This is a genomic window from Klebsiella sp. C349492, from assembly GCF_042055345.1.
Classification (GTDB): domain Bacteria; phylum Pseudomonadota; class Gammaproteobacteria; order Enterobacterales; family Enterobacteriaceae; genus Klebsiella; species Klebsiella scottii.
Map to the genome: position 1 here is coordinate 234,270 of NZ_JANQCE010000003.1, position 26,876 is coordinate 261,145.

Consider the following 26,876-nt stretch of genomic DNA (forward strand, 5'->3'; position numbering starts at 1 on the left):
CGATTTTAGCCGTTGTGACGTACGGCGCGCAGGAACTCCTGGCGGGTATTCTGGCTGGATTTAAACAGACCGCCCAACGAGGTGGTTGTGGTGGCGCTGGTTGCATCGCGAATGCCGCGAGCCTTGACGCAGTAATGCACCGCATCAATCGATACCGCGACGTTGCTGGTACCCAGCAGGGTTTGCAGCGCGGTTAAAATCTGCTGCGTCAGTCGCTCCTGCACCTGCGGGCGCTGGGAGAAGAACTGCACGATGCGGTTGATTTTCGACAGGCCAATGACCGAATCTTTCGGGATATAGGCAACCGTGGCTTTACCGTCAATCGTCACAAAGTGGTGTTCGCAGGTGCTGGTCAGGGTGATATCGCGCACGGTGACCATTTCATCAACCTGCATCTTGTTCTCGATGACGGTGATTTTGGGGAACCTGGCGTAGTCCAGTCCGGAAAAGATCTCATCGACATACATTTTAGCGATGCGATGCGGAGTTTCCATCAGACTGTCATCACTAAGATCAAGATTCAGCAGCTGCATAATCTCAGTCATGTGTCCGGCAATCAGACGCTTGCGAGTTTCATTATCTATTTCTTGCACTGGCGGACGCAACGGCGTCTCCAGCCCACGAGCGACCAGCGCTTCATGAACGAGTATGGCTTCTTTGCTCAGTGATGACATTTATGTTCTCCTGCAGGTGTGGCGCTCTTTGCTCTTCTGAGGGCAAAGTTTGCATGCATTGTGCGTGAGGTAGCGCACATAATCTAGTAGCCGAAACGATAATTATTGAAATTTGCGTGACCTATTGATAGTGCGCGTCTGGTCCCACGTCTCCCACATCGCGCCTGTCAATCGTCTAACGCCCGCCAGTTGCCACTTCCCGAATAAAAGAACGACTTCGCGTCATTCTCAATAGCACAGCCGCCGGAGCATGTTGGCTAAAAGTTGCATTAATGATGCAATATGTTCCCTAAAGGAGAAAGTGAAAGTTGCTCACGAGTGAATGAAATATCTGTATTATGAAAAATTACGTCCCTGTACGCAGAATCACTCAGCAGCCGTTACCACGATATATCCGTAAAGTAAGGTCTGCAGACTCACGCGTATCCCCTTTTCTGAGGAGCCCGGCATGGAATTGCTTGAAGAGCATCGCTGTTATGACGGTCGGCAGCAACGCTGGCGGCATGACTCCACTACGCTGAACTGTTCGATGACGTTCAGCATCTTTTTACCCCCGCAGCGCGATACCGCGCCGCCGCCGGTTGTGTACTGGCTTTCCGGCCTGACCTGCAACGATGAGAACTTCACCACCAAAGCCGGCGCTCAGCGTATTGCTGCGGAGCTAGGCCTGGTACTGGTGATGCCGGATACCAGCCCGCGCGGCGATAGCGTCGCCGATGACAGCGCCTACGATCTGGGCAAAGGCGCGGGTTTTTATCTCAACGCGACCGAGGCACCGTGGTCCGCGCATTTTCGCATGTACGATTATCTTCGCGACGAGCTGCCGCAGCTGATTGGCGCGCAGTTTAACGTCAGCGATCGCTGCGCTATCAGCGGGCACTCAATGGGGGGTCACGGTGCGCTTATTATAGCACTGAAGAACCCGGGCCGTTTCGTCAGCGTGTCGGCCTTTGCACCGATCGTCAACCCTGCCCGGGTGCCGTGGGGACAAAAAGCGTTTACCGCCTATTTGGGTGCCGACGAATCAAGCTGGCAGGCGTGGGATAGCTGCGCGTTAATGCAGGCAAGCCACGCCAGCGACGCGATACCAACGCTTATCGATCAGGGCGACAACGACACGTTCCTCGCCCAGCAGCTGCAGCCTGCGGTGCTGGCAGAAGTTGCGCGACAAAAAGAGTGGCCGCTAACCCTGAGAATTCAGCCCGGTTACGATCATAGCTACTACTTTATTGCTTCATTTATCGAAGACCATCTGCGTTTTCACGCCCAATATCTTATCAAATGAAACAGGAGGGCTAAGGCCCTCCATATTTACACACCCCTAACCTTCTGAATTCATGCTTATTTAATTCAATTCAAAGTAAATACAAATGATTTCAATTATCATTAATGTTTACAAAATAACATTTTTTTGTACAATCTCTCCTTCTTCTCTCCATCATTCAGAGTTCTTACAAGACAAATAAATACGGTTCTCAGGGTTATCCCGATGGAGATTTATTCATTTGAAATGGAATGTAAAAATGACTATACCTCGCGTTAAGCTACTTGCCGCCGCGATATGCGCAGCCACCATCTCACCGCTTGTTCATGCAGCCGATTCAGACACCATGGTCGTAACGGCTACCGGTTTTGAACAGAAAATCCAGAATGCACCAGCCTCTATCTCCGTTATCTCCAAACAGCAGATTGAAGATAAGGCCTACCGCGACGTTACCGATGCGCTAAAAGACGTACCCGGCGTAGTCGTCACGGGCGGCGGAAGCAGCAGCGATATCAGCATTCGTGGCATGTCTTCCCAATACACCCTTTTCCTGGTTAATGGTAAACGCGTCAGCACCCGCAGCACCCGCCCAAACAGCGATAACTCAGGGATCGAACAGGGCTGGCTGCCGCCTCTCGAGTCTATTGAACGGATCGAAGTCATCCGCGGACCGATGTCCTCCCTCTATGGCTCCGATGCTATGGGCGGGGTGATTAACATCATTACCAAAAAAATCTCGAACACCAAAGCCTGGACAGGCTCGCTGCACGGCGACGCTACTTTCCAGGAAAACAATGATTCTGGTGACCTGTTCCAGACAAACGTCTACGCTTCTGGCCCGTTGATTGACGGGCTACTGGGGGCGAAAGTCACGGGCCTGCTCTCCCGCCGCGCGGAAGATAAAATCGAAAACGGCTTCAACGAGCAGAAAATGCGCAACGGCGGCGTCACGCTGAACTTTACGCCTGACGACAAAAACGATTTCGATCTCGACTACGCGCGCGAACTGCAGGACCGTAACAGTACGCCGGGGATGTCAACGGCTGAGGAGAGCTGCCGCGGTAATGTCTGTACGCCAAACAGCAAAAGCGATTCCCGCTACGAACACACCACCTACTCGCTGACCCACAGCGGTTATTACGAGCACTTCAACACCACCAGCTACGTCCAGCAGGAAGAGACCAACAACCCCGGGCGTAAAATGAAGTCGTACAATACGACCCTTAATAACCAGAACCAGGTTTTCCTTGGCGATCACACCCTGACGCTGGGCGGACAGTATCGCTATGAGAAGCTCAGCGATAAAGGCAATCAGCTGGAGGCGGCCGATGGCCTGAGTAAGCTGACGCGCTGGAGCTGGGCGCTGTTTGCTGAAGATGAATGGGCGATGACCGAAAGCTTTACGCTAACCGGCGGCCTGCGCATGGATAAAGATGAAAACTACGGCACCAACTGGACGCCACGCGGCTACGGCGTATGGCACCTTGCCGAACAGTGGACGCTGAAAGGTGGAGTTTCAGCAGGCTACCGCGCGCCGGATCTCCGCCAGTCTTCCGCTAACTGGGGCCAGGTCACTGGAGGCGGTCGTCTTGACGGCATTATCGTGGGTAATCCGGACCTCAAGCCGGAAAAGAGCCTGAGCGAAGAGATTGCTTTACTGTGGGATAACAACGACAACCTCAACGCGGGCCTTACGTTGTTCAACACCGACTTCAAAAACAAAATCACCGAAGTACGTCGTTGTAACAGCAAGTCTGACCCGGCCTGCACCATCGGCAATACCAGCTATGACTTCGTCAGCGACCGCGTCAACGTCGATAAAGCCAACATGCGCGGCGTGGAATCGACCTTCGGCTGGAAAATCACTCGCGATCTGAACTGGACGGCGAACTATACCTATACCAAGTCAGAACAGAAAAGCGGTCAGTTCTCCGGCAAGCCTTTAAATAAAATGCCGAAAAACATGTTCAACACCACCCTGGACTGGCAGGCCACGCCTGACGTCGGTTTCTGGAGCCGTTTGAACTTCCGCGGGAAAACCTCAGAGTATCTGAGCCGTACCTCTATGGCTCAGGGCACACCGTCCTATACGCAGGTCGATCTCGGTTTGCGCTACAACGCCAACAAAAACCTGCTGGTTTCCGCCGGGGTGTATAACGTTCTCGATAAGCAGATTGCTTACGATACCTACGATACGGTACTTGATGGCCGACGTTATACCGTGGGCCTGACCTATAGCTTCTGATGATCTGATTCTGACGATCTGATAACGAAAAAACCCCGGAAACCCGGGGTTTTTTTATCAGGCAATAACGTTATTGCTTGAAACGCTGCGGGAACTTCATTTCGCTATAGCGGACAAACCGGGTGCCTTTGGCAAGCTTATAGCCAAACCAGATAACCAGGAACAGCGGAATACCGATATAGGTCGCCGCCACGCCACCCCAGTCAATGGTGTCTTTAAGGAACGCTTCGTAGTTCTGGCCGAGGGTGATAATCAGGCACAGGACGAAGGCGAAGATCGGCCCAAGCGGGAAGAACCCGGAACGATACGGCAGATCGTTCACATCGTTGCCCTGCAGCACGTAGCCGCGACGGAAACGATAGTGGCTGATAGCGATCCCCAGCCAGGCAATAAAGCCGGTCATCCCTGAGGTATTCAGCAGCCACAGGTAAACGGTCTGGTTGCCAAACATTGAGCTCAGGAAGCACAGCGCCGCCACGACCGTGGTGGCGTACAGCGCGTTACGCGGCACGCCGCCGCGCGACAGCTTAGCGAAGATACGCGGCGCTTTGCCATCGCAGGCCAGGGTGTAGAGCATACGCGTGGAGGCGTACATTCCGGAGTTGCCCGCCGACAGCACCGCCGTCAGGATCACCGCATTCATGATCGCGGCCGCAGACAGCAGGCCCGCATGCTGGAACACCAGGGTAAACGGACTGACGGAAATATCCTTCACGTCGTTACGCAGCAGGCTCGGATCGGTATAAGGGATAATCAGGCTGATGATTAAAATCGCGAACACGTAGAACAGCAGAATACGCCAGAACACCTGGCGCACGGCGCGCGGAATGTTCTTCTCCGGGTTTTCTGATTCACCCGCGGCGATACCGATAAGCTCGGTGCCCTGGAACGAGAAGCCGACGATCATCGCCACGCCAATCATCGCCGCGAAGCCGCCGGCAAACGGCGCATCGTCGATACCCCAGTTGCTCCAGCCCGCCGGCTGCGCGCCCTCAAAGATGCCGACGATCATCATCACGCCAACAACGATAAAGATGATGACGGTGGCGACCTTGATCAGCGAGAACCAGTACTCTGCTTCACCGAAGCCTTTTACCGAGATCCAGTTCAGCAGGAACATAATGCCGAGGAACAGCGCGCTCCAGATCCAGCCTGGAGCATCGGGGAACCAGTAGGTCATGACCAGCTGCGAGGCAACAAGGTCAACGGCGATGGTCACCGCCCAGTTATACCAGTAGTTCCAGCCCAGCGCGAAGCCGAAGCCCTCTTCGACATAGTTCTGACCGTAGGTGGCAAAGGAGCCGGATACCGGCATGTATGCCGCTAGCTCGCCAAGGCTGGTCATCAGGAAATAGACCATCAGACCGATCAGAATATAAGAAAGCAGCGCGCCGCCGGGGCCTGCCTGGGAAATAGTTGCACCGGATGCAACGAAAAGACCTGTACCGATGGAACCGCCAATAGCGATCATGGTCAAGTGACGCGCCTTCAGTTCACGGCGTAGGCCGGGCGCTTCTGTGGTTTTAGTATCCGAAACCATGTGAAAATGCTATCCATCAAAAAAACGAGGCGAGATTGTAGCAGACGATCGGCGATCCATCCGGTACAAATACAAAGTTATAAGAGAGGTTCATGATCGAACATGGATTATTAGTAAAGCACTAAATCGCGGAATTGCCAGCAATAATCCCCCACCTCTCTTCATCCGAACGCCCCGGCCCCCGCGTTTTTACACCTCGCAGTAACGCAGAAAACGCTGTAATGCTTTGGAAATATGCTTCTGGCGATGATGAATCCGCCACAGGGTGCGGGTTAAAGGCGGTAACGGCACGCTCAGCTCAACCAGCGATCCCACCTCCAGCTGTTCGGCGATAACCCGCCGCGAAAGGCAGCTAATTCCAAGGCCATGACGTACGGCATGCTTGATAGCCTCGGAGTTGCCTAGCTCCATCCCCAGCTGAAACGCCGGCAGGTGCGATAGCAATAAATAGTCGACGATTTCCCGGGTGCCCGAGCCGTGTTCGCGCAGGATCCACGGCGCCTCCGCCAGCCGCTGCAGCGTCACCTCGCCCTCCAGCAGCGGCGAGCCGGGAGCGGCAAACACCACCAGCTCATCCGCCAGCCACGGTTCGGCGATGATATCCGCCGCGTGGCACGGCCCCTCAATCAGCCCGATATCCACCCGCAGATCGGCCACGGCGTTAATCACGTCCTGGCTATTGCCGACGCTCAGCTCCAGCGGCAGGTCGGGGAAATCGCGGCGATAGCGGGCAATGATTTCCGGTAAAATATAGTTCCCGATAGTGCTGCTGGCGTACACGCGGATCGCGCCGTTGTCGCCGCGAAACAGCTGCTCGATTTCAATAGCGCGTTCAAGCAGCGCCAGCGCGCGCGGGTAGAGCAGCCTGCCGTGTTCATTCACCACCAGCCGCTTGCCGACGCGATCGAAAAGCTGCACTCCCAGCTGACCTTCCAGATCGGTCAAGGCCGCACTGACCGCTGACTGCGAAAGCGCCAGCATTTGCGACGCCTGGGTGGTTGAACCGCTCTTGAGAACTTCAGCAAAAACTTCCAGCTGCCGTAGCGTGATATGCATAACCCTTCCTTGCTCGTCTATCCGACATCGCCCTTCGCAATCCCGACGGCCGGCGCGTAACGCCGCGCGGAACCGCGAACAGGCTCGTTTACCACTTATTACGATTAATTATAAATATATAATCAATTTTATATTTAAACCAGCGAGTCGTAATCTTTACGCAGACAAAGGAGAAGGTTATGACAGCACTCACTTTACCGACAAAACATCGCCCGCTGTGGCATTTCGCCCCAGGACTGGCGCTTACCGCCGTTGTGACCGGCGCTGCGCTCTGGGCTGGCAGCTTTCCCGCTATCGCCGGCGCCGGCTTCAGCGCGCTGACGCTGGCCATCCTGTTCGGCATGGTCGTCGGCAATACGCTCTACCCGAAAATATGGCAACCCTGCGACGGCGGCGTGATCTTTGCCAAACAGCACCTGCTGCGTCTCGGTATTATTTTATACGGCTTTCGCCTGACGTTCGCGCAGATTGCCGATGTTGGCGTGAGCGGCATTGCCATTGACGTTCTGACGCTGGCCAGCACCTTTTTTATCGCCTGTATCCTCGGGCAGAAAATCTTCGGTCTGGATAAGCATACCAGCTGGCTGATTGGCGCCGGCAGCAGCATCTGCGGCGCAGCGGCGATTCTGGCAACGGAACCGGTAGTCAAGGCGGAGGCCAGTAAGGTGACCGTCGCCGTCGCCACGGTGGTAATTTTCGGTACGCTGGCTATCTTCCTCTATCCGGCGATGTATCCGCTGCTGGCGCACTGGTTTACGCCGGAAACCTACGGCATTTATATGGGCTCGACCATGCATGAGGTGGCGCAGGTGGTCGCTGCGGGACACGCCGTTAGCCCGGACGCAGAGAACGCGGCGGTCATTGCCAAAATGCTGCGCGTGATGATGCTGGCACCGTTCCTGCTGTTCCTCGCCGCCCGCGTTAAGCAGCTGGCCCCGGCCGGCAGCGACGAGCAAAGTAAAATCACTATCCCGTGGTTTGCCATTATGTTCATCCTGGTGGCGGTATTTAACTCCTTCCACCTGCTGCCAAAAGCAGCGGTCGACATGCTGGTGACCCTCGATACCGTAATGCTGGCAATGGCGATGGCCGCCCTCGGGCTGACCACCCACGTCAGCGCGCTGAAAAAAGCCGGCGCCAAACCGCTGCTGATGGCATTGATGCTGTTCGTCTGGCTGATTGTCGGCGGCGGCGCGATTAACCTGGCGGTTCACGGCCTGATGGCCTGACCGGAAGCAGACAGACGACAGCATTCGTTGATGTAACTCTTCAGTTAAGCCGCTATCATTACCCACCCCGCAGCGGCTTAACTGGAGTTTTTTATGAAATATATTGGAGCGCACGTCAGCGCCTCCGGCGGAGTGGCCAATGCCGCCATTCGCGCAGCCGAAATCGGTGCGACCGCGTTCGCCCTCTTCACCAAGAACCAGCGCCAATGGCGCGCCGCCCCGCTGAGCGACGAAACTATTGCTGAATTCAAAGCCGCCTGCGAAAAATACCATTTCGGTCCCGGGCAAATCCTGCCGCACGATAGCTATCTGATCAACCTCGGCCACCCGGTCGAAGAGGCGCTGGAAAAATCCCGCGAAGCGTTTATTGATGAGCTGACCCGCTGCCAGCAGCTAGGGCTGACGCTGCTGAACTTCCATCCCGGCAGCCATCTGCAGCAGATACCGGAAGAGGAGTGCCTGGCGCGCATTTCCCGCTCGATCAATATCGCGCTGGAAAAAACCGAAGGCGTGACCGCGGTTATCGAAAACACCGCCGGCCAGGGCAGCAATCTTGGATTTAAGTTTGAGCATCTGGCCGCCATTATCGACGGCGTGGAGGACAAATCCCGCGTCGGCGTGTGTATTGACACCTGTCACGCCTTTGCCGCCGGGTACGATCTGCGTAGCGCCGAAGAGTGTGAGAAAACCTTCGCCGATTTCGAGCGGATCGTCGGCTTCAAATACCTGCGCGGGATGCACCTGAACGATGCGAAAAGCGCCTTCGGCAGCCGCGTCGACCGCCACCATAGCCTGGGGGAAGGTAATATCGGCCATGACGCTTTCCGCTGGATCATGCAGGACAGCCGCTTCGACGGTATTCCGCTAATTCTGGAGACCGTTAATCCCGATATCTGGGCGGAAGAGATTGCCTGGCTGCGGGCGCAGCAGACGGCGGAAGCGTCGGCCTGAAGTCGATGCCGGGCTAATCCCAACAGCTAAAAAAAAGAAAGGGCCGAATCATCGGCCCTTTTGCTTATCAAAGTTTTACTCAGGCAGCTTTTTCTACCGTCTGCGCTTCCGGACGTTTCAGCACCGCGTAGGAGAGACCGGCAACCAGCGTCCCGGCGATAATCGCCAGCAGGTAGCCGAGCACCGGCGTAATGGCGCCTGGGATCAGCAGAACAAACAGACCGCCGTGCGGCGCCATCAGTTTGGCGCCAATCGCCATGGAGATTGCGCCGGTTACCGCCCCGCCGACGATACAGCATGGCAGCACGCGCATCGGGTCACGAGCGGCGAACGGAATGGCCCCTTCAGAGATAAAGCACAGTCCGAGCACCAGGGCCGCTTTACCGCCTTCACGCTGGCCTTTGTCAAACTTATTACGCGCCACCAGCGTCGCGATACCCATCGCCAGCGGCGGTACCATGCCTGCGGCCATAATCGCCGCCATCGGCGCGTAGGTCTGAGTACTCAGCAGCCCGACGCCAAAGGCGTACGCCGCTTTGTTCACCGGACCGCCCATATCGGTACACATCATTGCCCCGAGGATCGCGCCCAGCAGGACCGCATTGGCCGTCCCCATAGTTTGCAGCCAGTGGGTCAGACCCGCCAGAATACCGGCAACCGGCTTACCGATCAGGTAGATCATGGCCAGACCGACAATCAGGCTGGAAACCAGTGGAATGATCAGAATCGGTTTCAACGCTTCCATGCTCGGCGGCAGCTTCAGCTTCGTGCTGATCAGTTTAGCCACGTAACCGGCAAGGAAGCCCGCAATGATCCCGCCAATGAAGCCGGAACCGCCGCTCACCGCCAGCATACCGCCGATAAGACCCGGCGTCAGGCCCGGACGGTCGGCGATGGAGAAGGCAATGAAGCCCGCCAGCACCGGAACCATCAGCGCAAAGGCTGAACCGCCGCCGATCTGCATCAGCGCCGCCGCCAGCGTATCCTTCACTTCAAATGCCTTAATCCCAAAGGCGAAGGAGAGCGCGATACACAGGCCGCCCGCCACCACCATCGGCAGCATGTAGGAGACGCCGGTCAGCAGGTGACGATAGGCGCCGCCGCCCTCTTTCTTCGCGCTATCCGCCTGCTGTCCGCTCGGCCCGGAAGGCTGATACGGTTTGGCTTCCAGCTGCGCCTTTTCAAACTCCTGGGCGGTTTTCTTCAGCGCCAGGCCGGTAGTGGTGCGATACATCGGCTTACCGGCAAACTTCGCCAGGTCAACTTCAATATCCGCCGCAACGATAACCAGATCGGCCTGCGCCACCTCTTCTGGCGTAATCGCATTGCCCGCGCCGACGGAGCCGCGCGTTTCAACCTTCACCCACCAGCCGCGTTTTTTCGCTTCGGTTTCGATAGCCTCTGCGGCCATAAAGGTATGCGCCACGCCGGTTGGGCAGGCGGTAATTGCGACGATGCGTTTTGGGCCGCTGGCCGCAGCGGGTGCCGCAGCCGGCGCGCTGTAAGGGGTAGCATGGCTTTTCGCCTCGCCGAGGAACAGCTCCGGGTGGGCAACGGCGCGGTTAATATCGCCGAGATACACCTTTTTACCGTTCAGCGCGCTGTCAGCAGGCAGCGTTGAGCCGAGGACGATAGCCAGCTCCGCATCGTTCGGGTTATCAATCAGTTCGAGTTGCGCTTTTTGCGCCGCGGTGCTCAGCAGGGTTTTCGCCATATAGGCGCGAGCCTGTCCGAGTCCGGCATCAATAATCAGCAGCGTTTTCATTATGCCTCTCCTGCTGTTAATTAAACGGTTGTAAGTCGACGCGCGCCATCATTGCGGCCAACTGGGTACGATCGGTAATACCAACATTGCTCTGGCTAACCGCCAGGGCTGCAACGGCCGTGGCCAGGCGCAAAGTATGCTCGCTGGATTCACGCATCAGCAGGCCGTAAATCAGGCCGCCGACCATAGAATCGCCGGCGCCGACGGTGCTGACCACTTCGACTGAAGGCGGCTTGGCGATCCATTCGCCGGAGGCGTTAACCCACAGCGCGCCCTCTTCACCCAGCGAGATAACCACGTGGGCAATCCCCTGCTCGCGCAGCGCGTGGGCGGCGTCAATAACGTCTTTCATTTCAGGCAGCTTGCGGCCGGCCCAAATCTCCAGCTCGCGGCGGTTTGGTTTAACTAACCACGGCGCGGCCTTCAGGCCGGCAACCAGCGCTTCGCGGCTGCTGTCGAAAATAATGCACGGACACTGGCTGCGCAGGCGGATCATCCATTCGGTGAAGGCCTCAGGGCTGACGCCTGACGGCAGGCTGCCGCTGACGCAAACCATGTCGAACTGACCCAGCCAGCTCAGGGAATCATTGACGAAGCGCTCCCAGTCACCCTGAGTCACCTCAAAGCCGGAGAAGTTAAAGTCGGTGACTTCACCGTCTTTTTCCGTCAGCTTGACGTTGATACGGGTACGGCCCTGCACAACCTGGAAGCGGTTGGCAATCCCCAGCTCGCTAAACAGCTGCTGAAAGCCATCCTGATTATCTTTGCCGAGGAAGCCGCCGACGGTGACGTCGATACCGAGATCTTTCAGTACCTTCGCAACGTTGATACCTTTTCCGGCTGCATGCAGGCCGGTGGTGCGGACGAGGTTGACTTCGCCGCGCTCAATTTCCGGCGTGAAACCCACCAGATCGTATGCCGGGTTTAAAGTAATCGTTGCTACACGTCTGCTCATTTATGCGCCCTCCCCAAGGCCTGCGGCGATAGCTTCGCCAATCGCATCCAGCGCTTGTTGCGCATCTTCACCCTGCGCGGTAAAACGCAGACGGTGACCTTTCTTCACTCCCAGCGCCACGACCTTCATCAGGCTGCGACCGTTTGCCGGCTTGCCGGAACCGTCGAGGTTGGTGACGGTAATGTCGCTGGAGAATTGTTTGATGGTATTAACCAGCATGGTGCCCGGACGCGCGTGCAGCCCGTGCTCATTGCGCACGACAAATTCAGCGCTCAGCACGTCTTCGGCAATCGCATCATCGCTGGTCAGCAGCGCCAGCAGCGTGGCGCCGTCGGCCTTCAGCAGGCGGTCAGCTTTTTTGTCAATCAGCAGGTTGCTCAGGCGACTGAGCACCGCGGTCGGCTGTTCGTCGGCCATCGCGACGGTAATCAGCAGCGACACCGGCTGTTCATCAGCGGTAAATGCGCTGGCGGCGCGGCTCACGGCAACGGCGCTACGCAGGTTGCCTTCAGCACTGTCGTTCAGCCAGATGCCCTGACCCAGGTTCAGCGGCTTATCGTTAATGGTGCGGCTCACAAACGCGGCGTCAACGGCGCCGGCTTCTTTCAGCCGCGCGGCGTTCAGCGCCTGCAGGGTCAGCAGATCGCTGGCCACGATATCAAGGCTCAGCGTGTCGTTATCCAGCTTCAGCACTTCACTCTGCTTTTCACCCATCAGCAGGGCGCGCAGCTCTTCAGCCGTCGTGGCGGACCTGAGCTGCTCCGCGACCGAATCATCGCTGAGCACGTGCGTCAGCTGACGCAGTAATCCGAGATGCTCATCCGAGCTGGCGGCGATACCAATCGCCACGTAGGCCGTCTGCCCTTCCCCCCAGGTTACGCCCTGCGGGAACTGATAGACCTGAACGCCGGTTTTCAGCACCTGATCGCGCGTGTCGGTGGTACCGTGCGGAATGGCAATCCCGTTACCAAGGAAAGTGGAGGTCTGCTGCTCGCGCGCCAGCATCCCGTTAACGTAGCCTTCCGCCACGTTGCCTGCGCTTACCAGCGCAGAAGCAACCTGACGAATCGCCTCTTCTTTATTACCGGCCTGCTGACCGGGATGAATATCCTGCACAGATAACTGGAACATGGATCTCCTCTCCTGCTGAGTTGAATCGTTTCAGCTGTTTAGCGAAAAAATGCGTCATCCTGCAGCTGAAGAAATTCCTGATGACGCTGAAACGTTTCAATGAGTCTGTACCTTTATTAATCACCGCGCAAGATAAGTTGTCAGCCTGATAACAGAAGTTAGAGATAACGCACATTTTTGCTGAAGCCGTATCGCAAGACCGGCCTCAGCTTCAGCATTTTGCTGAACGCAATATTTTGAAACGCCTTTTTGATTTATTAGTGCCATACTACTGTTCATTTTCTGACTGGCGGCGTAAACTCCGCGACTCCTGAAACCACAGATAACCGCACATGCAAAACAGTAGCGCCGCCCTTCCCCGACGCGGGTTCGATTTAACCTCTTCCGCCTTCCTGATTGTCGCCTTTCTGACCGGGATTGCCGGCGCGTTGCAAACGCCAACCTTGAGCCTGTTTTTGACCAATGAAGTGCACGTGCGCCCGGCGATGGTCGGCTTCTTTTTTACCGGCAGCGCGGTAATCGGCATTCTGGTGAGCCAGTTTCTCGCCGGGCGCTCGGACCGCCGCGGGGATCGTAAACAGCTGATCGTCTTCTGCTGCCTGCTGGGCGTGCTGGCCTGCCTGCTGTTTGCGTGGAATCGCAGCTACTTTGTTCTGCTTTTCGTCGGGGTATTTCTCAGCAGCTTCGGCTCCACCGCCAACCCGCAGATGTTCGCCCTTGCTCGCGAGCATGCGGATAAAACCGGCCGCGAGGCGGTGATGTTCAGCTCGATTCTGCGCGCCCAGGTGTCGCTGGCGTGGGTTATCGGCCCGCCGCTGGCCTACGCGCTGGCGATGGGTTTCGGCTTTACCGTGATGTACCTCAGCGCCGCTGTCGCCTTCGTATTCTGCGGTGCGATAGTCTGGTTCTTTCTGCCCAGCATGCGCAAAGAGCCAAAAGCGGCCGCGGGTCAGCTGGAAGCTCCGCGCACCCATCGCCGCGACGCGCTGCTGCTGTTCAGCATCTGCACGCTGATGTGGGGCATCAACAGCCTCTATATCATTAATATGCCGCTCTATATCATTAATGAGCTGCACCTGCCGGAGAAGCTGGCGGGTTTAATGATGGGCGCAGCCGCCGGCCTCGAAATACCTACGATGCTGATCGCCGGCTATTACGCCCGCCGCTTCGGCAAGCGTTTTCTGATGCGCGCGGCCGGCGTCGCCGGGCTGCTGTTTTACGTCGGCATGCTGCTGGTTCATACGCCTGGACTGCTGCTGGCGTTACAGCTGCTGAACGCTATTTTCATTGGCATCCTGGCGGGAATTGGCATGCTCTATTTTCAGGATTTAATGCCGGGCCAGGCGGGAGCGGCGACCACGCTGTACGCCAATACCATTCGCGTCGGCTGGATTATTGCCGGGTCGCTGGCCGGCGTGGTCGCCGAGATCTGGAGCTATCACGCGGTATTCTGGATTGCGCTCGGCATGGGGGCGATCGCCCAGCTGTGCCTGTGGCGCATCAGGGACATTTAAGCCGCAGAGATAAAACGGCGCGCCGCTAGCTGGCGGTGAGCCGTTCGAGATGAATAAGGTACGCCATTGCCTCATCGCGTCGGGTGCCGCACATTTCACGCTCTGGCTGCAGGCTGCCGCAAACTTTGGGGCGCAGCGGTGAGCCAAAGATATTGCACAGGTTGCCCGCAGACAGCTGTACGCACCGCATGTTCGCGGGTTTGCCGTCAGGCATGCCGGGTATCGGGGATGAGATGGAGGGGGCGATACAGCAGGCACCGCAGTCAGTACGACATTCCATAGATGGTTCTCTTAACGGCGCTTTTTCAGGCTCAGCCTAAACGTTTTATCCGAAGATAGCAAAACGCGTGAATTCCACTTGCCTGAAAGGCCCGGCGCGAGTAGTTTTACGCGATATTTTTGACCCTTTACGTTACAGGATTACCGCAATGCCAAGAGCGAATGAAATTAAAAAAGGTATGGTGCTGAATTACAACGGCAAGCTGCTGATTGTGAAAAATATTGATATTCAGTCACCGAGCGCCCGTGGCGCAGCAACGCTGTACAAAATGCGTTTCGCTGACGTACGTACCGGTCTGAAGGTTGAAGAACGCTTTAAGGGCGACGATATTGTTGACACCGTGACCCTGACCCGCCGCTACGTTGACTTCTCCTATGTCGACGGCAACGAATACGTGTTTATGGATAAAGAAGATTACACCCCGTATATCTTCACCAAAGAGCAGATTGAAGAAGAGCTGCTGTTTATTCCGGAAGGCGGCATGCCGGACATGCAGGTTCTGACCTGGGATGGCCAGCTGCTGGCGCTGGAGCTGCCGCAGACCGTTGATCTGGAAATTGTTGAAACGGCTCCGGGCATCAAGGGCGCATCCGCCAGCGCTCGCAACAAACCGGCAACCCTGAGCACCGGCCTCGTGGTGCAGGTTCCTGAGTACCTGAGCTCGGGCGAACGCATTCGTATCCATATCGAAGAAAGCCGCTATATGGGCCGCGCCGACTAATCGAACGGCGGGTTAATAACCGGTAGCCAATGCGAAAATGCCCGTCAGTATCGCAACTGACGGGCATTTTTTTACCGACGTACGGTGGCCTACAGCAGTTCCGGATACTTCGTCATCTTCAGCGCCAGCTCTACGCCGCGAACTTCCGCCATCCCCTTCAGACGACCGATCGCCGAATATCCCGGGTTGGTTTTCTTACGCAGATCGTCCAGCATCTGATGGCCGTGATCCGGGCGGAACGGGATCGGGCGCAGATCGCCGGCGCGCTTGCGGCGCAGCTCTTCGCTCAGAATCGCATTCACCACCGCCACCATATTAACGTCACCGCTCAGGTGCGCTGCCTCGTGGAAGGTTTTCGGATTCTCTTCGCGGCAGGTCGATCGCAGATGGGTGAAGTGAATACGATCGCCGAAGGTTTCAACCATCTTCACCAGGTCATTATCGGCACGCACGCCGTAGGAGCCGGTGCACATGGTAAAACCGTTGTTAATGCTATCAACAACCTCTTTCAGCCACTGCATATCTTCGATCGTCGACACGATACGCGGCAGGCCAAGGATCGGACGCGGCGGATCGTCCGGGTGAACCGCCAGACGCACGCCCACCTCTTCACATACCGGCACGATGGCGCGCAGGAAGCGGGCCATATTTTCACGCAGCTGCTCTTTATTGATATGGTCATATTCGGCAAGACGGGTGCGGAACTGATCGAGGGTATAGCCCTCTTCGGCTCCCGGCAGGCCGGCAATAATATTGCGGGTCAGCTTTTCGACTTCCGCAGCGCTCATCGCCGTAAAATAGGCCTGCGCCTGGCGCTGCTCTTCTTCCGTGTAATCCGCTTCCGCGCCGGCGCGCTGCAGGATATGCAGCTCAAAGGCCGCAAAAGCGATTTGATCAAAACGCAGCGCTTTAGAGCCGTCCGCTAGCTGATACTCCAGATCGGTACGCGTCCAGTCGAGGATCGGCATAAAGTTATAGCAAACGGTATCAATCCCGCAGGCCGCAAGATTGCGGATGCTCTGCTGATAGTTGGCAATCCAGGTCGCACACTGCCCGCTATCGGTTTTGATCTCTTCATGCACCGGGATGCTTTCGACGACCGACCACGTCAGCCCTTTTTCCGCCAGCAGCGCCTGACGCTGCTTAATATCGTCAACGGGCCATACCTGCCCGTTCGGAATATGGTGCAACGCGGTAACTACGCCCGTCGCGCCAGCCTGTCGTACATCATCAAGCGATACCGGATCGTTCGGTCCATACCAACGCCAGGTTTGCTCCATCGCTATACCCCTTTAAAGTTGTTATACCAATAATGCGAACGCCAATGACGACTACCATACAGGCTTCACGCAAAGGATCAAATAATCCCGCTGAATTGATTGATCCAGCTCACACTAAGCGTATAAATACGGCTCACCAATTTAATTTGCTGTCATATAACTTTACACTGACCGTGTTAATTATTGGTTAATCAGGTGTGTAAATAATGACGACTATTGCTACAGCTACGCTACCGGAAGACGTGCAGCTTCCCCGCTACGATCGCAGCCAGCTGCGCTCGCGTATCGTGCACTTTGGGTTTGGCGCCTTTCATCGCGCGCACCAGGCGCTGCTCACCGACCGGGTGCTGAACGCCAGCGGCGGCGACTGGGGGATCTGCGAAATAAGTCTGTTCAGCGGCGATCGGCTGATGAGCCAGCTTCGCCAGCAGGATCACCTGTTTACCGTGCTGGAGAAAGGGGCGCAGGGCAACAGGGCTATCGTGGTCGGCGCGGTGCACGAGTGCCTGAACGCTAAACTGGATTCGCTCCCGGCGATAATCGAAAAGTTTTGCGAACCGCAGGTCGCCATCGTCTCTCTGACTATCACTGAAAAAGGCTACTGCATCGACCCGGCAAGCGGTTTGCTGGATCTCAGGCAGCCGCGGATCGTGCACGATCTGGATAACCCGACGCTGCCGCAGTCGGTGCCGGGGATTTTAGTCGAGGCGCTCGCCCGCCGCCGCGAGCGCCGCCTGCCGCCGTTTACCGTCCTCTCCTGCGATAACATTCCTGACAATGGCCACGTGGTGAAAAACGCCGTGCTGGGAATGGCGGAGAAACGCTGTCCGGAGCTGGCGCGGTGGATTGCTGAACAGGTCAGCTTCCCGGGTACGATGGTTGACCGCATTGTTCCCGCAGCCACCGACGAGTCGCTGGCGGAAATCAGCGCCGCGCTGGGCGTCGAAGATCCCTGCGCCATCAGCTGCGAGCCGTTTATTCAGTGGGTCGTCGAAGATAACTTCGTCGCCGGCCGCCCGGCGTGGGAAGCCGCCGGCGTGCAGATGACCGACAACGTGCTGCCGTGGGAGCAGATGAAGCTACGGATGCTCAACGGCAGCCACTCTTTCCTCGCGTGGCTCGGCTACCTGGCGGGCAGTGCGCATATCAGCGATTGTATGCAGGATGACGTGCTGCGCGCCGCCGCGCGCCGGCTGATGCTTGATGAACAGGCGCCGACGCTCTCTATTGAAGGCGTTGATCTGACGAGCTATGCCGACGGTCTTCTCGAACGTTTCAGCAACCCGGCGTTAAAGCATCGCACCTGGCAGATCGCGATGGACGGCAGCCAGAAGCTCCCGCAGCGCATGCTTGACGGTATTCGGGTGCACCTCGCGCGCGGCAGCCGCTGGCCGCTGCTGGCGCTTGGCGTCGCGGGCTGGATGCGCTACGTCAGCGGCGTGGACGACGCCGGTCAGCCGATCGATGTCCGCGACCCGCTGGCGGAGAAAATCCAGGCCCTGGTCGCTAGCAGCCATGAGCAAGAGCGGGTCAGCGCCCTGCTCTCCCTCGAAGAGATTTTTGGCAGCGACCTCCCGCACAGCGCAGAATTTGTCGCCAACGTGACGTCAGCCTGGCGCCAGCTGTCATCGCTGGGCGCACGCAACGCTATCGCCGCCGCGCTGGATTCTTAACAATTTCTGCTGTTTAACGGACAGAAATATTTTCTGTCCGCCCTAACCCTTCTCTTTTCCCCTTTTTTTCGTCAGGATAGTCTCAACTGTTACAACATTACATTTGTATCCTGGAGAAAATGTGACCAAAACAAACTTGATCACGGGGTTTCTCGGCAGCGGTAAAACGACCTCGATTCTTCATCTGCTGGCCCATAAGCCTGCAGATGAAAAATGGGCCGTACTGGTCAATGAATTTGGCGAAGTTGGCATCGATGGCGCTCTGCTGGCCGATAGCGGTGCGCTGCTTAAAGAAATTCCCGGCGGCTGCATGTGCTGCGTCAACGGTCTGCCAATGCAGGTCGGGCTGAATACGCTGCTGCGTCAGGGGAAGCCGGACCGCCTGCTGATTGAGCCAACCGGGCTCGGTCACCCGAAGCAGATCCTCGATATTCTGACCGCCGCGGTCTACGAGCCGTGGATCGACCTGCGCGCGACGCTGTGCGTCCTCGATCCTCGCCAGCTTCTGAACCCGAAGGTCGTAGCCAACGAAAACTTCCGCGATCAGCTGGCCGCCGCCGACGTCATTATCAGCAATAAAACCGACCGGATGACCGCGGAAAGCGAGCGCGCCTTCAGCGCCTGGTGGCAGGAGTACGCCAGAAAACGCCTGCGCGTCAGCGCCACCCAGGGGAGCATTGACCCGGCGCTGCTGGACCTGCCGCGGCTGAATCTGCGCCCGCTGCCGGAAAGCGCGGAGCATGCGCACGGCCACGGACAGAAAAAAGGCCTGGCGGCGCTGAATCTCCCCAGCCACCAGCGCTGGCGCCGCAGCCTGAACAGCGGCCAGGGCTACCAGGCCTGCGGCTGGATTTTTGACGCTGATACCACCTTTGATACCATCGGCCTGCTGGAGTGGGCGCGCCTGGCCCCGGTGGGCCGCGTGAAGGGCGTGATGCGTATTGCCGAAGGCCTGGTGCGGATCAACCGTCAGGGGCTGGACCTTAATATTGAAACGCAAAACGTTGCGCCGCCGGACAGCCGTATTGAGCTGATCTGCGACGGCGAAGCGGACTGGAATGCACTACAAGCCACTCTGTTGAGGCTACGTTTAAGTTAGGGCGGCTATGTTTGCCCCCGTTTTACACAACACGCGACCGTTATGAATAAAACCCGAATCCCCCTTATCCTGCTGCTTAACGCCGCAGGTATTGCGCTTTTTTTATCATGGTATCTCCCCGCTAACCACGGCCCGTGGTTTTCGCTGGATTCCGCCATTTTCCACTTCTTTAACCACAACGTGGGCGTCAGCCGCGGCTATACCTGGCTGCTGGCGATTATCAACAACCGCGCTTTTGACGCCTGCTCTCTGCTGGCAATGGGAGGCGTGATGCTGAGCTTCTGGCTGAAAGAACAAAGCGCCGGCCGCCGCCGAATCGTGATTATCGGCCTGGTGATGCTGCTGTCTGCGGTGGTGATAAACCAGCTGGCTCAGCACCTGATGCCGGTTAAACGCGCCAGCCCGTCGCTCTCGTTTAGCGGCATTGTTAAGGTAAGTGACGTGGTCTCGTTCCCGACTAAAGATGCATCGAAGGATAGCTTCCCGGGCGATCACGGGATGATGCTGCTGATTTTCGCCACCTTCATGTGGCGCTATTTTGGCCGCCGGGCGTTTGCCATTTCTCTCGCCATTTTCGTTGTTTTTGCCTTCCCGCGGGTAATGATTGGCGCCCACTGGTTTACCGATATTGCCGTCGGTTCATTAACCGCGCTGCTGATCGGCGCTCCCTGGGTTCTGCTGACGCCTCTGAGCGACAAAATGATTGCCTGGTTCGACCGAACCCTCCCGGGCGGATTGCACAAAAATTAACATTCCCGTCGCATATTATTAAATATCCATAAGGGATCGTTCTCGGTCCCTTTTTTTATGTTTCGCCATTTTTATCCCCACAATCATCTTTCTGTCACATTAATCGTCTTACAAATGAGGTAATTGCGTATTTTTCACCCATCTCTGCCGCTATTTTGTCCTTTCCCGATGATTCACTTTTTGTCGCAAAAATTCTTATAAGAAATCTCGCAAAACCGCTCGCCATCCCAGTGTTGATAGGGTAATCTCATTCTCGTTTTGCCTTTCCAGCAACGTAAAACCGGCAGCAGAATTAATTTGTGCGTCACTGCACAAATTTAGGTTTAAGGAATTGTCTCATTGCTGGCAGGTATTTAGGCTCTAACACGTTTGGCATTTTTTATAACGACATTGTCGTTAAGGACAACAAGGGAAAACAAACAACATGGTCAAATCTCAGCCGATTTTGAGATATATCCTGCGGGTCGTTCCCGCGGTTGCAGTGGCAGTTTTGCTCTCTGCCTGTAGTTCGACCAGTAGTACCGCAAAGAATATGCATTCTGAGACGCTTGCTGTGGGTAGTGGCGATTTGTCATCACTGCAAGCCTCTCAGGATGAATTTGAAACAATGGTCAACAATCTGGACGTTAAGTCCCGTTTAATGGACCAGTATGCTAGCTGGAAAGGCGTGCGTTACCGCCTTGGCGGTAGCACCCGGAAAGGCATCGATTGTTCAGCATTCGTGCAGCGTACCTTCCGCGAACAGTTTGGTCTGGAACTGCCGCGCTCAACTTCCGAGCAGCAGGATTCCGGTAAGTCGATTTCACGCTCCCAGCTGCGTACAGGCGATTTAGTCCTGTTCAGAGCGGGTTCCACTGGCCGCCATGTAGGTATCTACATCGGCAACAGCCAGTTTGTTCATGCTTCCACCAGCAGCGGTGTGACTATCTCCAGCATGAACGAGCCGTACTGGAAAAAGCGCTATAACGAAGCGCGCCGCGTGCTGAGCCGTTCCTAACCTCTTCTGTCGTCAGTTTTCCCTTGGCTGACGAACGGAAATTAAAAACACTGCTGAGGCAGTGTTTTTTTTTGCTCATTGCCCCGCAAAGCCGCAATATAAGCTATGTCTTTTAATGGAGATGGTGAAATCGTTTTTCTGTCACCCCATTTGCGCGCCTCATAAACACGGACTGACTATAGCCTATGCTTACCCGCTACTTCTCACCCCGGCGTAAAATCTGGCTGACCAGCACACTCATTGGGATTTTCGTCGCCCTGCTGGCCGGTAGCATTCAATTTATGGTTATCTACCACAACCGGTCTGAACGCTTTGACTTCATCATCAACAACGTCAACGGTTACCTGAATGAATACTTTCACGAGCTTAATCATACGATTACCGTGCTGCAGCCGCTGATTGACCAGAAGTGTGAGAATATCGCGTCGGGCCTGACCGCGCATGCCGCCTTCAGCCCAAACGTTCGGGCGTTTCTGCTGGTTAAAAATGGCCAGGCATTTTGCTCTTCGGCAACAGGTCCAATGAACAGCCCCCTGGCACAGCTCATTCCCCAGCTCGATATCAGTAAACCTGTCGATATGGCCATCCTGCCGGGTACGCCGATGATGCCAAAAAGCTCGGCGCTGGCGATGTGGGTACGCAGCCCGCACGGCGGTAACGACGGTATTTTCGTGTCAATCAATACCAACCTGACCCCCTATATTCTCTATTCTGCCCGGCAAAATGACTTCAGCGGCATTGCGCTGGTGGTCAACAACAACAGCATTTCGACCTTAAGCAACGGGCTGGTTAACCCAAAAACGACGCTCTCAGAGCCGATTCGCGAAGTGCAGATCAAGGGGCTGCCGCTCAAGGTTTATCTCTACGCCAACAGCTGGCTGGCTGAAAATACCCAGTACGCGCTGCTGTTAGGCGTGGTATGCGGGCTGCTGGCGGGGCTGCTGGGCTATTACGTGCTGACGATCAAATCCGATCCGCGAAAAGCGATCCTGGTGGGAATAAAGAACGACCAGTTTTACATCGTCTATCAGCCGGTCGTTAAAGCCGATACCCTGCACATTAGCGGCGTTGAGGTACTGATGCGCTGGCGGCATCCGGTCGCCGGCGAAATTCCTCCGGATGTCTTTATCAACCTGGCTGAAACCCAGGAAATGATCGTCCCGCTAACCCATCATCTGCTGGCGCTAATCGCTCGCGACGCGCCCACGCTGCAAAAGATCCTGCCGGCGGGGAGTAAGCTCGGGCTGAATATCTCCCCGGCCCACATGCATGCCGACAGCTTTAAGCCGGATTTACAGCGCTTCGCCGCCGCCCTGCCGGTTAACCACTTTAGCGTGGTGCTGGAGATAACCGAACGCGCGATGATCGATAAGCACCGATCGCTGGCCATCTTTGACTGGCTGCATGAGCAGGGCTTTGAAATTGCGATTGATGATTTTGGCACCGGCCACAGCGCGCTGATCTATCTTGAACGCTACAACTTCGACTTTTTGAAAATCGATCGCGGCTTCGTGCAGGCCATCGGTACCGAAACCGTCACCTCGCCGGTGCTTGATGCCGTGCTGACGCTGAGCCGCCGCCTGCAGCTCCTGACCGTTGCCGAAGGGGTTGAAACGCCTGAACAGGCAGAGTGGCTGCGCAAGCACGGCGTACACTATCTGCAGGGCTACTGGATAAGCCGGCCCCTGCCGCTGGAAACGCTGCTCGCCGCGCATGAAGAACCGGCGAAATACTTCGCCGCCTCCGGGCGTTCCTGATAATTTAGTCTATGGACGGGCCCGCTGAGGGCCCGCCGACAGAGGATAACAACCTGGCTATGTTTGCGCGTATTTGTCTGATATTAATTACTTTTATTAGCCTTAACGGTCAGGCGCAGACCGTGAAAGAGAGCAGCAGCTTCGCGATTATCGGCGAGCCGAAATACCCTGACGGCTTTAGCCATTTCGCCTACGCCAACCCAGCGGCGCCAAAAGGCGGGAGCATCACGCTCGCCACCATTGGCACCTTCGACAACTTCAACCGCTATGCGCTGCGCGGCAATCCCGGCGTGCGCACCGATGCCCTGTACGATACCTTATTCACCACCTCCGACGACGAAGCGGGCAGCTACTATCCGCTAATCGCCGACGGGGCGCGCTACGCCGAGGATTTTTCGTGGATAGAGATCACAATCAACCCGCAGGCCCGCTTTCATGACGGCACGCCGATCCGCGCCAGCGACGTCGCGTTTACCTTCCAGAAATTTATGACCGAAGGCGTCCCGCAGTTTCGCCTGTACTACAAAGGCACAAGCGTCAAGGCCATCGCCCCGCTCACCGTGCGCATTGAGTTAGGCCAGGCGGGCAAAGAGAACATGCTCAGCCTGTTCACCCTGCCGGTGATGCCGGAAAAATTCTGGCGCGACCATAAGCTCAGCGATCCGCTCTCCACCCCGCCGCTGGCCAGCGGCCCCTATCGCATTACCGACTGGCGGATGGGTCAGTACATCGTTTACTCGCGCGTTAAAACCTACTGGGCGGCCAATCTTGCGGTCAACCGCGGGCGCTGGAACTTCGATACGCTACGCTACGACTACTATCTCGACGATAACGTCGCCTTTGAGGCCTTTAAGGCGGGGGCGGTAGACCGGCGGGAGGAGACGATGGCCAAAAATTGGGCCACCCGCTACGTGGGGCGCAACTTTACGCGCGGCTACATCGTGAAGGATGAGTATCAGAATACCTCGGCGCAGGATACCCAGTGGCTGGCATTCAACATTCAGCGCCCGGTGTTTGCCGATCGTCAGGTACGCGAAGCCATCACCCTCGCCTTCGATTTTGAATGGATGAACAAGGCGCTGTTTTACAACGCCTACAGCCGCGCCAACAGCTACTTCCAGAATACCGAGTACGCGGCCCGCGCGGCGCCCGATGCCGATGAGCTCGCTCTGCTGACGCCGATGAAAAACGATCTCCCATCCGAGGTCTTCACCGGGCTCTATCAGCCGCCGAGATCCGACGGCGGCGGTTTCGATCGGGCGAATCTGCTGAAGGCGGACGACCTGCTCAACCGGGCCGGGTGGGTGTTGAAAAACCAGCGCCGGGTGAACGGGAAAACCGGGAAGCCGCTGCGTTTTGAGCTGCTGCTGCCCGCGGGCGGTAACGATCGCTGGGTTCTGCCCTTTCAGCACAACCTGCGGCGTCTCGGCATCACCATGGATATTCGCCAGGTTGATAATTCCCAGTACAGCAATCGCCGCCGCAGCCGGGATTACGATATGATGCCCGTGGTCTGGCGGGCGACGCCGTGGCCCGGCACCGACCTGCAGATCTCCTGGGACTCGGCCTATATTCACTCCAGCTACAACGCGCCGGGAGTGCAAAGCCCGGTCGTGGATCGCCTCATCGCGCAGATTATTCGCTGGCAGGGCAATAAGCAGAAGCTCCTGCCCTTAGGCCGCGCGCTGGATCGGGTGCTCACCTGGAACTACTACATGCTGCCGATGTGGTATATGGCGCAGGACAGAACGGCCTGGTGGGACAAGTTCTCGTTCCCGCCAACGCGGCCGGTTTACTCCTCCGGCTTTGACAGCTGGTGGTATGACGTTAACAAAGCGGCAAAACTGCCCGCGGACAGACGCTAAGGAACGACGATGGGCGCATACCTGATCCGCCGACTGCTGCTGATTATCCCCACCCTGTGGGCGATTATCACGATCAACTTTTTTATTGTCCAGATTGCCCCCGGCGGCCCGGTCGATCAGGCCATTGCCGCCATTGAGTTCGGCAATCACGGCGGGATGCCGGGCGCGGGCGATAGCGGAATGGCCGCCAGCCACGCGCGCACCGGCGTAAGCAACGTCAGCGAGGGCCACTATCGCGGCGGGCGCGGCCTCGACCCGGAGGTCATCGCCGAGATAACCCATCGCTACGGCTTTGATAAGCCCCTCCACGAGCGCTACCTGAAAATGCTCGGCGACTACCTGCGCTTTGATTTTGGCGACAGCCTGTTTCGCAGCGCCTCGGTGCTGCAACTGATCAAAAACAGTATGCCGGTCTCCATTAGCCTCGGCCTGTGGAGCACGCTGATTATCTACCTGGTGTCGATCCCGCTCGGCATCCGTAAAGCCGTCAGCAACGGCAGCCATTTTGATATCTGGAGCAGCACGCTGATCATTATCGGCTACGCGATCCCGGCATTCCTGTTCGCGATTCTGCTGATCGTTATTTTCGCCGGAGGCAGCTATTTCGACCTGTTCCCGCTGCGGGGGCTGGTCTCCGCCAATTTCGATAGCCTGCCGTGGTATCAGAAGATCCTCGACTACCTCTGGCACATCACGCTACCGGTGCTGGCGACGGTGATTGGCGGCTTTGCGGCACTCACTATGCTGACCAAAAACAGCTTCCTGGATGAGATCCGCAAGCAGTACGTAGTCACCGCCCGCGCCAAAGGGGTGAGTGAAAAACAAATTTTGTGGCGCCACGTGTTCCGCAACGCCATGCTGCTGGTTATTGCCGGTTTTCCGGCGATGTTTATCAGCATGTTCTTTACCGGTTCGCTGCTGATTGAGGTGATGTTCTCCCTCAACGGCCTGGGGCTGCTGGGCTATGAGGCGACGGTTTCACGCGACTATCCGGTCATGTTTGGCACATTGTATATTTTTACGCTAATTGGTCTGCTGCTTAATATCGTCAGCGATATTTGCTACACGCTGGTCGACCCGCGTATCGATTTTGAGGGCCGCTGATGTCTTTTTTGAGTCCCGTCAATCAGGCCCGCTGGGCGCGTTTTCGCGACAACCGCCGCGGCTACTGGTCGCTTTGGCTGTTTTTAATCCTCTTCGTCTGCAGCCTGGGCGCGGAGCTGATTGCCAATGATCGTCCGCTGCTGGTGCAGTACCGCGGCAGCCTGTACGTTCCGCTATTAAAAGAATATAGCGAGAAGACCTTCGGCGGCGACTTCGCCACCGCCGCCGACTATCAGGACCCGTGGCTCCAGAAACAGCTCGACAGCCACGGCTGGGTGCTGTGGGCGCCGGTGCGCTTCGGTGCGACGACCATCAACTTTGCGACCCAATACCCCTTCCCCTCTCCGCCGTCGCCGCAGAACTGGCTGGGCACCGACGCCAACGGCGGCGACGTGCTGGCGCGCATCCTGTACGGAACGCGGATCTCAATCCTGTTCGGCCTGCTGCTGACGCTCTTTTCCAGCGTCCTCGGCGTGCTGGCGGGCGCCATCCAGGGCTACTACGGGGGCAAAATAGACCTCTGGGGGCAGCGCTTTATTGAAGTGTGGTCGGGAATGCCAACGCTGTTTTTGATAATCCTGCTCTCCAGCGTCGTGCAGCCCGGCTTCTGGTGGCTGCTGGCTATTACCGTCCTGTTCGGCTGGATGACGCTGGTGGGCGTGGTGCGCGCCGAGTTTCTGCGCACCCGTAACTACGACTATATCCGCGCGGCGCAGGCGCTGGGGGTTAACGACCACAGCATTATCCTGCGGCATATGCTGCCCAACGCGATGGTCGCCACCCTCACCTTCCTGCCGTTTATTCTCTGCAGCTCGATTACCACCCTGACCTCTCTGGATTTTCTTGGCTTCGGCCTGCCTCTGGGCTCGCCCTCGCTTGGCGAGCTGCTGCTGCAGGGGAAAAACAACCTGCAGGCGCCGTGGCTGGGGATCGCCGCCTTTTTGTCCGTCGCGGTGCTGTTAACGCTTTTAATTTTCATTGGTGAAGCGGTTCGCGACGCCTTCGACCCCAGTAAGGCGGTATAAG

Annotated in this window: 22 protein-coding genes; 14 read left to right on the forward strand and 8 right to left on the reverse strand. The window is 56.9% G+C overall.

Going from position 1 to position 26,876, the window contains the following annotated elements; all coding sequences use genetic code 11:
* Nucleotides 1-5: 5 nt before the first annotated feature.
* Entirely contained in the window at nucleotides 6-674 is a 669-nt protein-coding gene (folE, locus tag NWP14_RS13725; RefSeq protein WP_095100722.1) for a GTP cyclohydrolase I FolE, read from the reverse strand.
* A gap of 448 nt (nucleotides 675-1,122) precedes the next feature.
* Between folE and fghA the strand changes: the two genes are divergently transcribed.
* Nucleotides 1,123-1,959, forward strand: a complete 837-nt coding sequence (gene fghA, locus NWP14_RS13730) for an S-formylglutathione hydrolase (RefSeq protein WP_346431010.1) — start codon at nucleotides 1,123-1,125, stop codon at nucleotides 1,957-1,959.
* Between the two features lie 238 nt (nucleotides 1,960-2,197).
* Nucleotides 2,198-4,183: a ligand-gated channel protein gene (locus tag NWP14_RS13735; RefSeq protein ID WP_095100718.1), complete on the forward strand. Its 1,986-nt coding sequence runs from the start codon at nucleotides 2,198-2,200 to the stop codon at nucleotides 4,181-4,183.
* Nucleotides 4,184-4,253: 70 nt separating this feature from the next.
* Here NWP14_RS13735 and NWP14_RS13740 read toward each other — a convergent pair whose 3' ends face one another.
* Both NWP14_RS13740 and yieE read right to left on the reverse strand, forming a co-directional pair.
* A complete protein-coding gene (locus tag NWP14_RS13740) occupies nucleotides 4,254-5,723 on the reverse strand; it encodes an amino acid permease (RefSeq protein WP_095100716.1) in 1,470 nt (489 codons plus the stop codon).
* Nucleotides 5,724-5,912: 189 nt separating this feature from the next.
* On the reverse strand, nucleotides 5,913-6,779 hold the full coding sequence (yieE, locus tag NWP14_RS13745; RefSeq protein ID WP_095100714.1) for a DNA-binding transcriptional regulator YeiE: 867 nt from the start codon (nucleotides 6,777-6,779) through the stop codon (nucleotides 5,913-5,915).
* Between the two features lie 179 nt (nucleotides 6,780-6,958).
* On the opposite strand from yieE, the gene NWP14_RS13750 reads away from it, so the two are divergent.
* Nucleotides 6,959-8,008 (forward strand): YeiH family protein, encoded by a 1,050-nt coding sequence (locus NWP14_RS13750; protein WP_095100712.1) that lies wholly within the window; start codon nucleotides 6,959-6,961, stop codon nucleotides 8,006-8,008.
* A 93-nt stretch (nucleotides 8,009-8,101) separates the two neighbouring features.
* Nucleotides 8,102-8,959, forward strand: a complete 858-nt coding sequence (gene nfo / locus NWP14_RS13755; RefSeq protein WP_095100710.1) for a deoxyribonuclease IV — start codon at nucleotides 8,102-8,104, stop codon at nucleotides 8,957-8,959.
* Between the two features lie 79 nt (nucleotides 8,960-9,038).
* Here nfo and fruA read toward each other — a convergent pair whose 3' ends face one another.
* From fruA to fruB, 3 genes are read right to left on the reverse strand one after another with little or no spacing between them, the layout of a single operon-like run.
* Nucleotides 9,039-10,724: a PTS fructose transporter subunit IIBC gene (gene fruA, locus NWP14_RS13760; protein ID WP_375215511.1), complete on the reverse strand. Its 1,686-nt coding sequence runs from the start codon at nucleotides 10,722-10,724 to the stop codon at nucleotides 9,039-9,041.
* Between the two features lie 16 nt (nucleotides 10,725-10,740).
* The gene (gene fruK, locus NWP14_RS13765; protein ID WP_095100706.1) at nucleotides 10,741-11,679 is read right to left on the reverse strand and encodes a 1-phosphofructokinase; all 939 of its coding nucleotides are present in this window, start codon (nucleotides 11,677-11,679) and stop codon (nucleotides 10,741-10,743) included.
* Nucleotides 11,680-12,810, reverse strand: coding sequence for a fused PTS fructose transporter subunit IIA/HPr protein (gene fruB, locus NWP14_RS13770; RefSeq protein ID WP_095100704.1), 1,131 nt, complete (start codon nucleotides 12,808-12,810; stop codon nucleotides 11,680-11,682). It lies immediately after the preceding gene.
* 332 nt (nucleotides 12,811-13,142) lie between these two features.
* On the opposite strand from fruB, the gene setB reads away from it, so the two are divergent.
* On the forward strand, nucleotides 13,143-14,324 hold the full coding sequence (setB, locus tag NWP14_RS13775) for a sugar efflux transporter SetB (RefSeq protein WP_375215512.1): 1,182 nt from the start codon (nucleotides 13,143-13,145) through the stop codon (nucleotides 14,322-14,324).
* Nucleotides 14,325-14,349: 25 nt separating this feature from the next.
* On the opposite strand, the gene NWP14_RS13780 is transcribed toward setB, so the two are convergent.
* Nucleotides 14,350-14,604 (reverse strand): YkgJ family cysteine cluster protein, encoded by a 255-nt coding sequence (locus NWP14_RS13780; RefSeq protein WP_375215513.1) that lies wholly within the window; start codon nucleotides 14,602-14,604, stop codon nucleotides 14,350-14,352.
* 148 nt (nucleotides 14,605-14,752) lie between these two features.
* On the opposite strand from NWP14_RS13780, the gene yeiP reads away from it, so the two are divergent.
* The gene (gene yeiP, locus NWP14_RS13785) at nucleotides 14,753-15,325 is read left to right on the forward strand and encodes an elongation factor P-like protein YeiP (protein ID WP_041146493.1); all 573 of its coding nucleotides are present in this window, start codon (nucleotides 14,753-14,755) and stop codon (nucleotides 15,323-15,325) included.
* Nucleotides 15,326-15,414: 89 nt separating this feature from the next.
* Here the strand turns inward: yeiP and uxuA are convergent, their stop codons facing one another.
* The gene (gene uxuA / locus NWP14_RS13790) at nucleotides 15,415-16,605 is read right to left on the reverse strand and encodes a mannonate dehydratase (RefSeq protein WP_095100699.1); all 1,191 of its coding nucleotides are present in this window, start codon (nucleotides 16,603-16,605) and stop codon (nucleotides 15,415-15,417) included.
* 206 nt (nucleotides 16,606-16,811) lie between these two features.
* On the opposite strand from uxuA, the gene NWP14_RS13795 reads away from it, so the two are divergent.
* The 8 genes from NWP14_RS13795 (at nucleotide 16,812) to NWP14_RS13830 (ending at nucleotide 26,875) form a co-directional block, all read left to right on the forward strand.
* The gene (locus NWP14_RS13795; protein WP_375215514.1) at nucleotides 16,812-18,278 is read left to right on the forward strand and encodes a mannitol dehydrogenase family protein; all 1,467 of its coding nucleotides are present in this window, start codon (nucleotides 16,812-16,814) and stop codon (nucleotides 18,276-18,278) included.
* A gap of 121 nt (nucleotides 18,279-18,399) precedes the next feature.
* Nucleotides 18,400-19,377, forward strand: coding sequence for a CobW family GTP-binding protein (locus NWP14_RS13800; RefSeq protein ID WP_375215515.1), 978 nt, complete (start codon nucleotides 18,400-18,402; stop codon nucleotides 19,375-19,377).
* A 42-nt stretch (nucleotides 19,378-19,419) separates the two neighbouring features.
* A complete protein-coding gene (locus NWP14_RS13805; protein WP_346431006.1) occupies nucleotides 19,420-20,127 on the forward strand; it encodes a phosphatase PAP2 family protein in 708 nt (235 codons plus the stop codon).
* A gap of 424 nt (nucleotides 20,128-20,551) precedes the next feature.
* Nucleotides 20,552-21,124, forward strand: coding sequence for a bifunctional murein DD-endopeptidase/murein LD-carboxypeptidase (gene mepS / locus NWP14_RS13810; RefSeq protein WP_095100691.1), 573 nt, complete (start codon nucleotides 20,552-20,554; stop codon nucleotides 21,122-21,124).
* 185 nt (nucleotides 21,125-21,309) lie between these two features.
* Nucleotides 21,310-22,881: a cyclic di-GMP phosphodiesterase gene (locus tag NWP14_RS13815; protein ID WP_095100689.1), complete on the forward strand. Its 1,572-nt coding sequence runs from the start codon at nucleotides 21,310-21,312 to the stop codon at nucleotides 22,879-22,881.
* Between the two features lie 59 nt (nucleotides 22,882-22,940).
* Nucleotides 22,941-24,746, forward strand: coding sequence for an extracellular solute-binding protein (locus tag NWP14_RS13820; protein WP_375215516.1), 1,806 nt, complete (start codon nucleotides 22,941-22,943; stop codon nucleotides 24,744-24,746).
* Between the two features lie 9 nt (nucleotides 24,747-24,755).
* Nucleotides 24,756-25,850, forward strand: coding sequence for a microcin C ABC transporter permease YejB (locus tag NWP14_RS13825; RefSeq protein WP_331834718.1), 1,095 nt, complete (start codon nucleotides 24,756-24,758; stop codon nucleotides 25,848-25,850).
* The gene (locus NWP14_RS13830; protein ID WP_375215517.1) at nucleotides 25,850-26,875 is read left to right on the forward strand and encodes a microcin C ABC transporter permease; all 1,026 of its coding nucleotides are present in this window, start codon (nucleotides 25,850-25,852) and stop codon (nucleotides 26,873-26,875) included. The genes NWP14_RS13825 and NWP14_RS13830 overlap by 1 nt, the downstream gene beginning before the upstream one ends.
* Nucleotide 26,876 lies beyond the last annotated feature (1 nt).

Coding starts and splice junctions, on each gene's coding strand:
- yeiP (WP_041146493.1), top strand. CDS start 14,753: ATGCCAAGAGCGAATGAAATTAAAAAAGGTATGGTGCTGAATTACAAC.
- NWP14_RS13795 (WP_375215514.1), top strand. CDS start 16,812: ATGACGACTATTGCTACAGCTACGCTACCGGAAGACGTGCAGCTTCCC.
- NWP14_RS13780 (WP_375215513.1), bottom strand. CDS start 14,604: ATGGAATGTCGTACTGACTGCGGTGCCTGCTGTATCGCCCCCTCCATC.
- NWP14_RS13805 (WP_346431006.1), top strand. CDS start 19,420: ATGAATAAAACCCGAATCCCCCTTATCCTGCTGCTTAACGCCGCAGGT.
- NWP14_RS13815 (WP_095100689.1), top strand. CDS start 21,310: ATGCTTACCCGCTACTTCTCACCCCGGCGTAAAATCTGGCTGACCAGC.
- fruA (WP_375215511.1), bottom strand. CDS start 10,724: ATGAAAACGCTGCTGATTATTGATGCCGGACTCGGACAGGCTCGCGCC.
- fruK (WP_095100706.1), bottom strand. CDS start 11,679: ATGAGCAGACGTGTAGCAACGATTACTTTAAACCCGGCATACGATCTG.
- NWP14_RS13740 (WP_095100716.1), bottom strand. CDS start 5,723: ATGGTTTCGGATACTAAAACCACAGAAGCGCCCGGCCTACGCCGTGAA.
- NWP14_RS13820 (WP_375215516.1), top strand. CDS start 22,941: ATGTTTGCGCGTATTTGTCTGATATTAATTACTTTTATTAGCCTTAAC.
- NWP14_RS13750 (WP_095100712.1), top strand. CDS start 6,959: ATGACAGCACTCACTTTACCGACAAAACATCGCCCGCTGTGGCATTTC.
- yieE (WP_095100714.1), bottom strand. CDS start 6,779: ATGCATATCACGCTACGGCAGCTGGAAGTTTTTGCTGAAGTTCTCAAG.
- fruB (WP_095100704.1), bottom strand. CDS start 12,810: ATGTTCCAGTTATCTGTGCAGGATATTCATCCCGGTCAGCAGGCCGGT.
- uxuA (WP_095100699.1), bottom strand. CDS start 16,605: ATGGAGCAAACCTGGCGTTGGTATGGACCGAACGATCCGGTATCGCTT.
- mepS (WP_095100691.1), top strand. CDS start 20,552: ATGGTCAAATCTCAGCCGATTTTGAGATATATCCTGCGGGTCGTTCCC.
- nfo (WP_095100710.1), top strand. CDS start 8,102: ATGAAATATATTGGAGCGCACGTCAGCGCCTCCGGCGGAGTGGCCAAT.
- NWP14_RS13735 (WP_095100718.1), top strand. CDS start 2,198: ATGACTATACCTCGCGTTAAGCTACTTGCCGCCGCGATATGCGCAGCC.
- folE (WP_095100722.1), bottom strand. CDS start 674: ATGTCATCACTGAGCAAAGAAGCCATACTCGTTCATGAAGCGCTGGTC.
- fghA (WP_346431010.1), top strand. CDS start 1,123: ATGGAATTGCTTGAAGAGCATCGCTGTTATGACGGTCGGCAGCAACGC.
- NWP14_RS13825 (WP_331834718.1), top strand. CDS start 24,756: ATGGGCGCATACCTGATCCGCCGACTGCTGCTGATTATCCCCACCCTG.
- NWP14_RS13830 (WP_375215517.1), top strand. CDS start 25,850: ATGTCTTTTTTGAGTCCCGTCAATCAGGCCCGCTGGGCGCGTTTTCGC.
- setB (WP_375215512.1), top strand. CDS start 13,143: ATGCAAAACAGTAGCGCCGCCCTTCCCCGACGCGGGTTCGATTTAACC.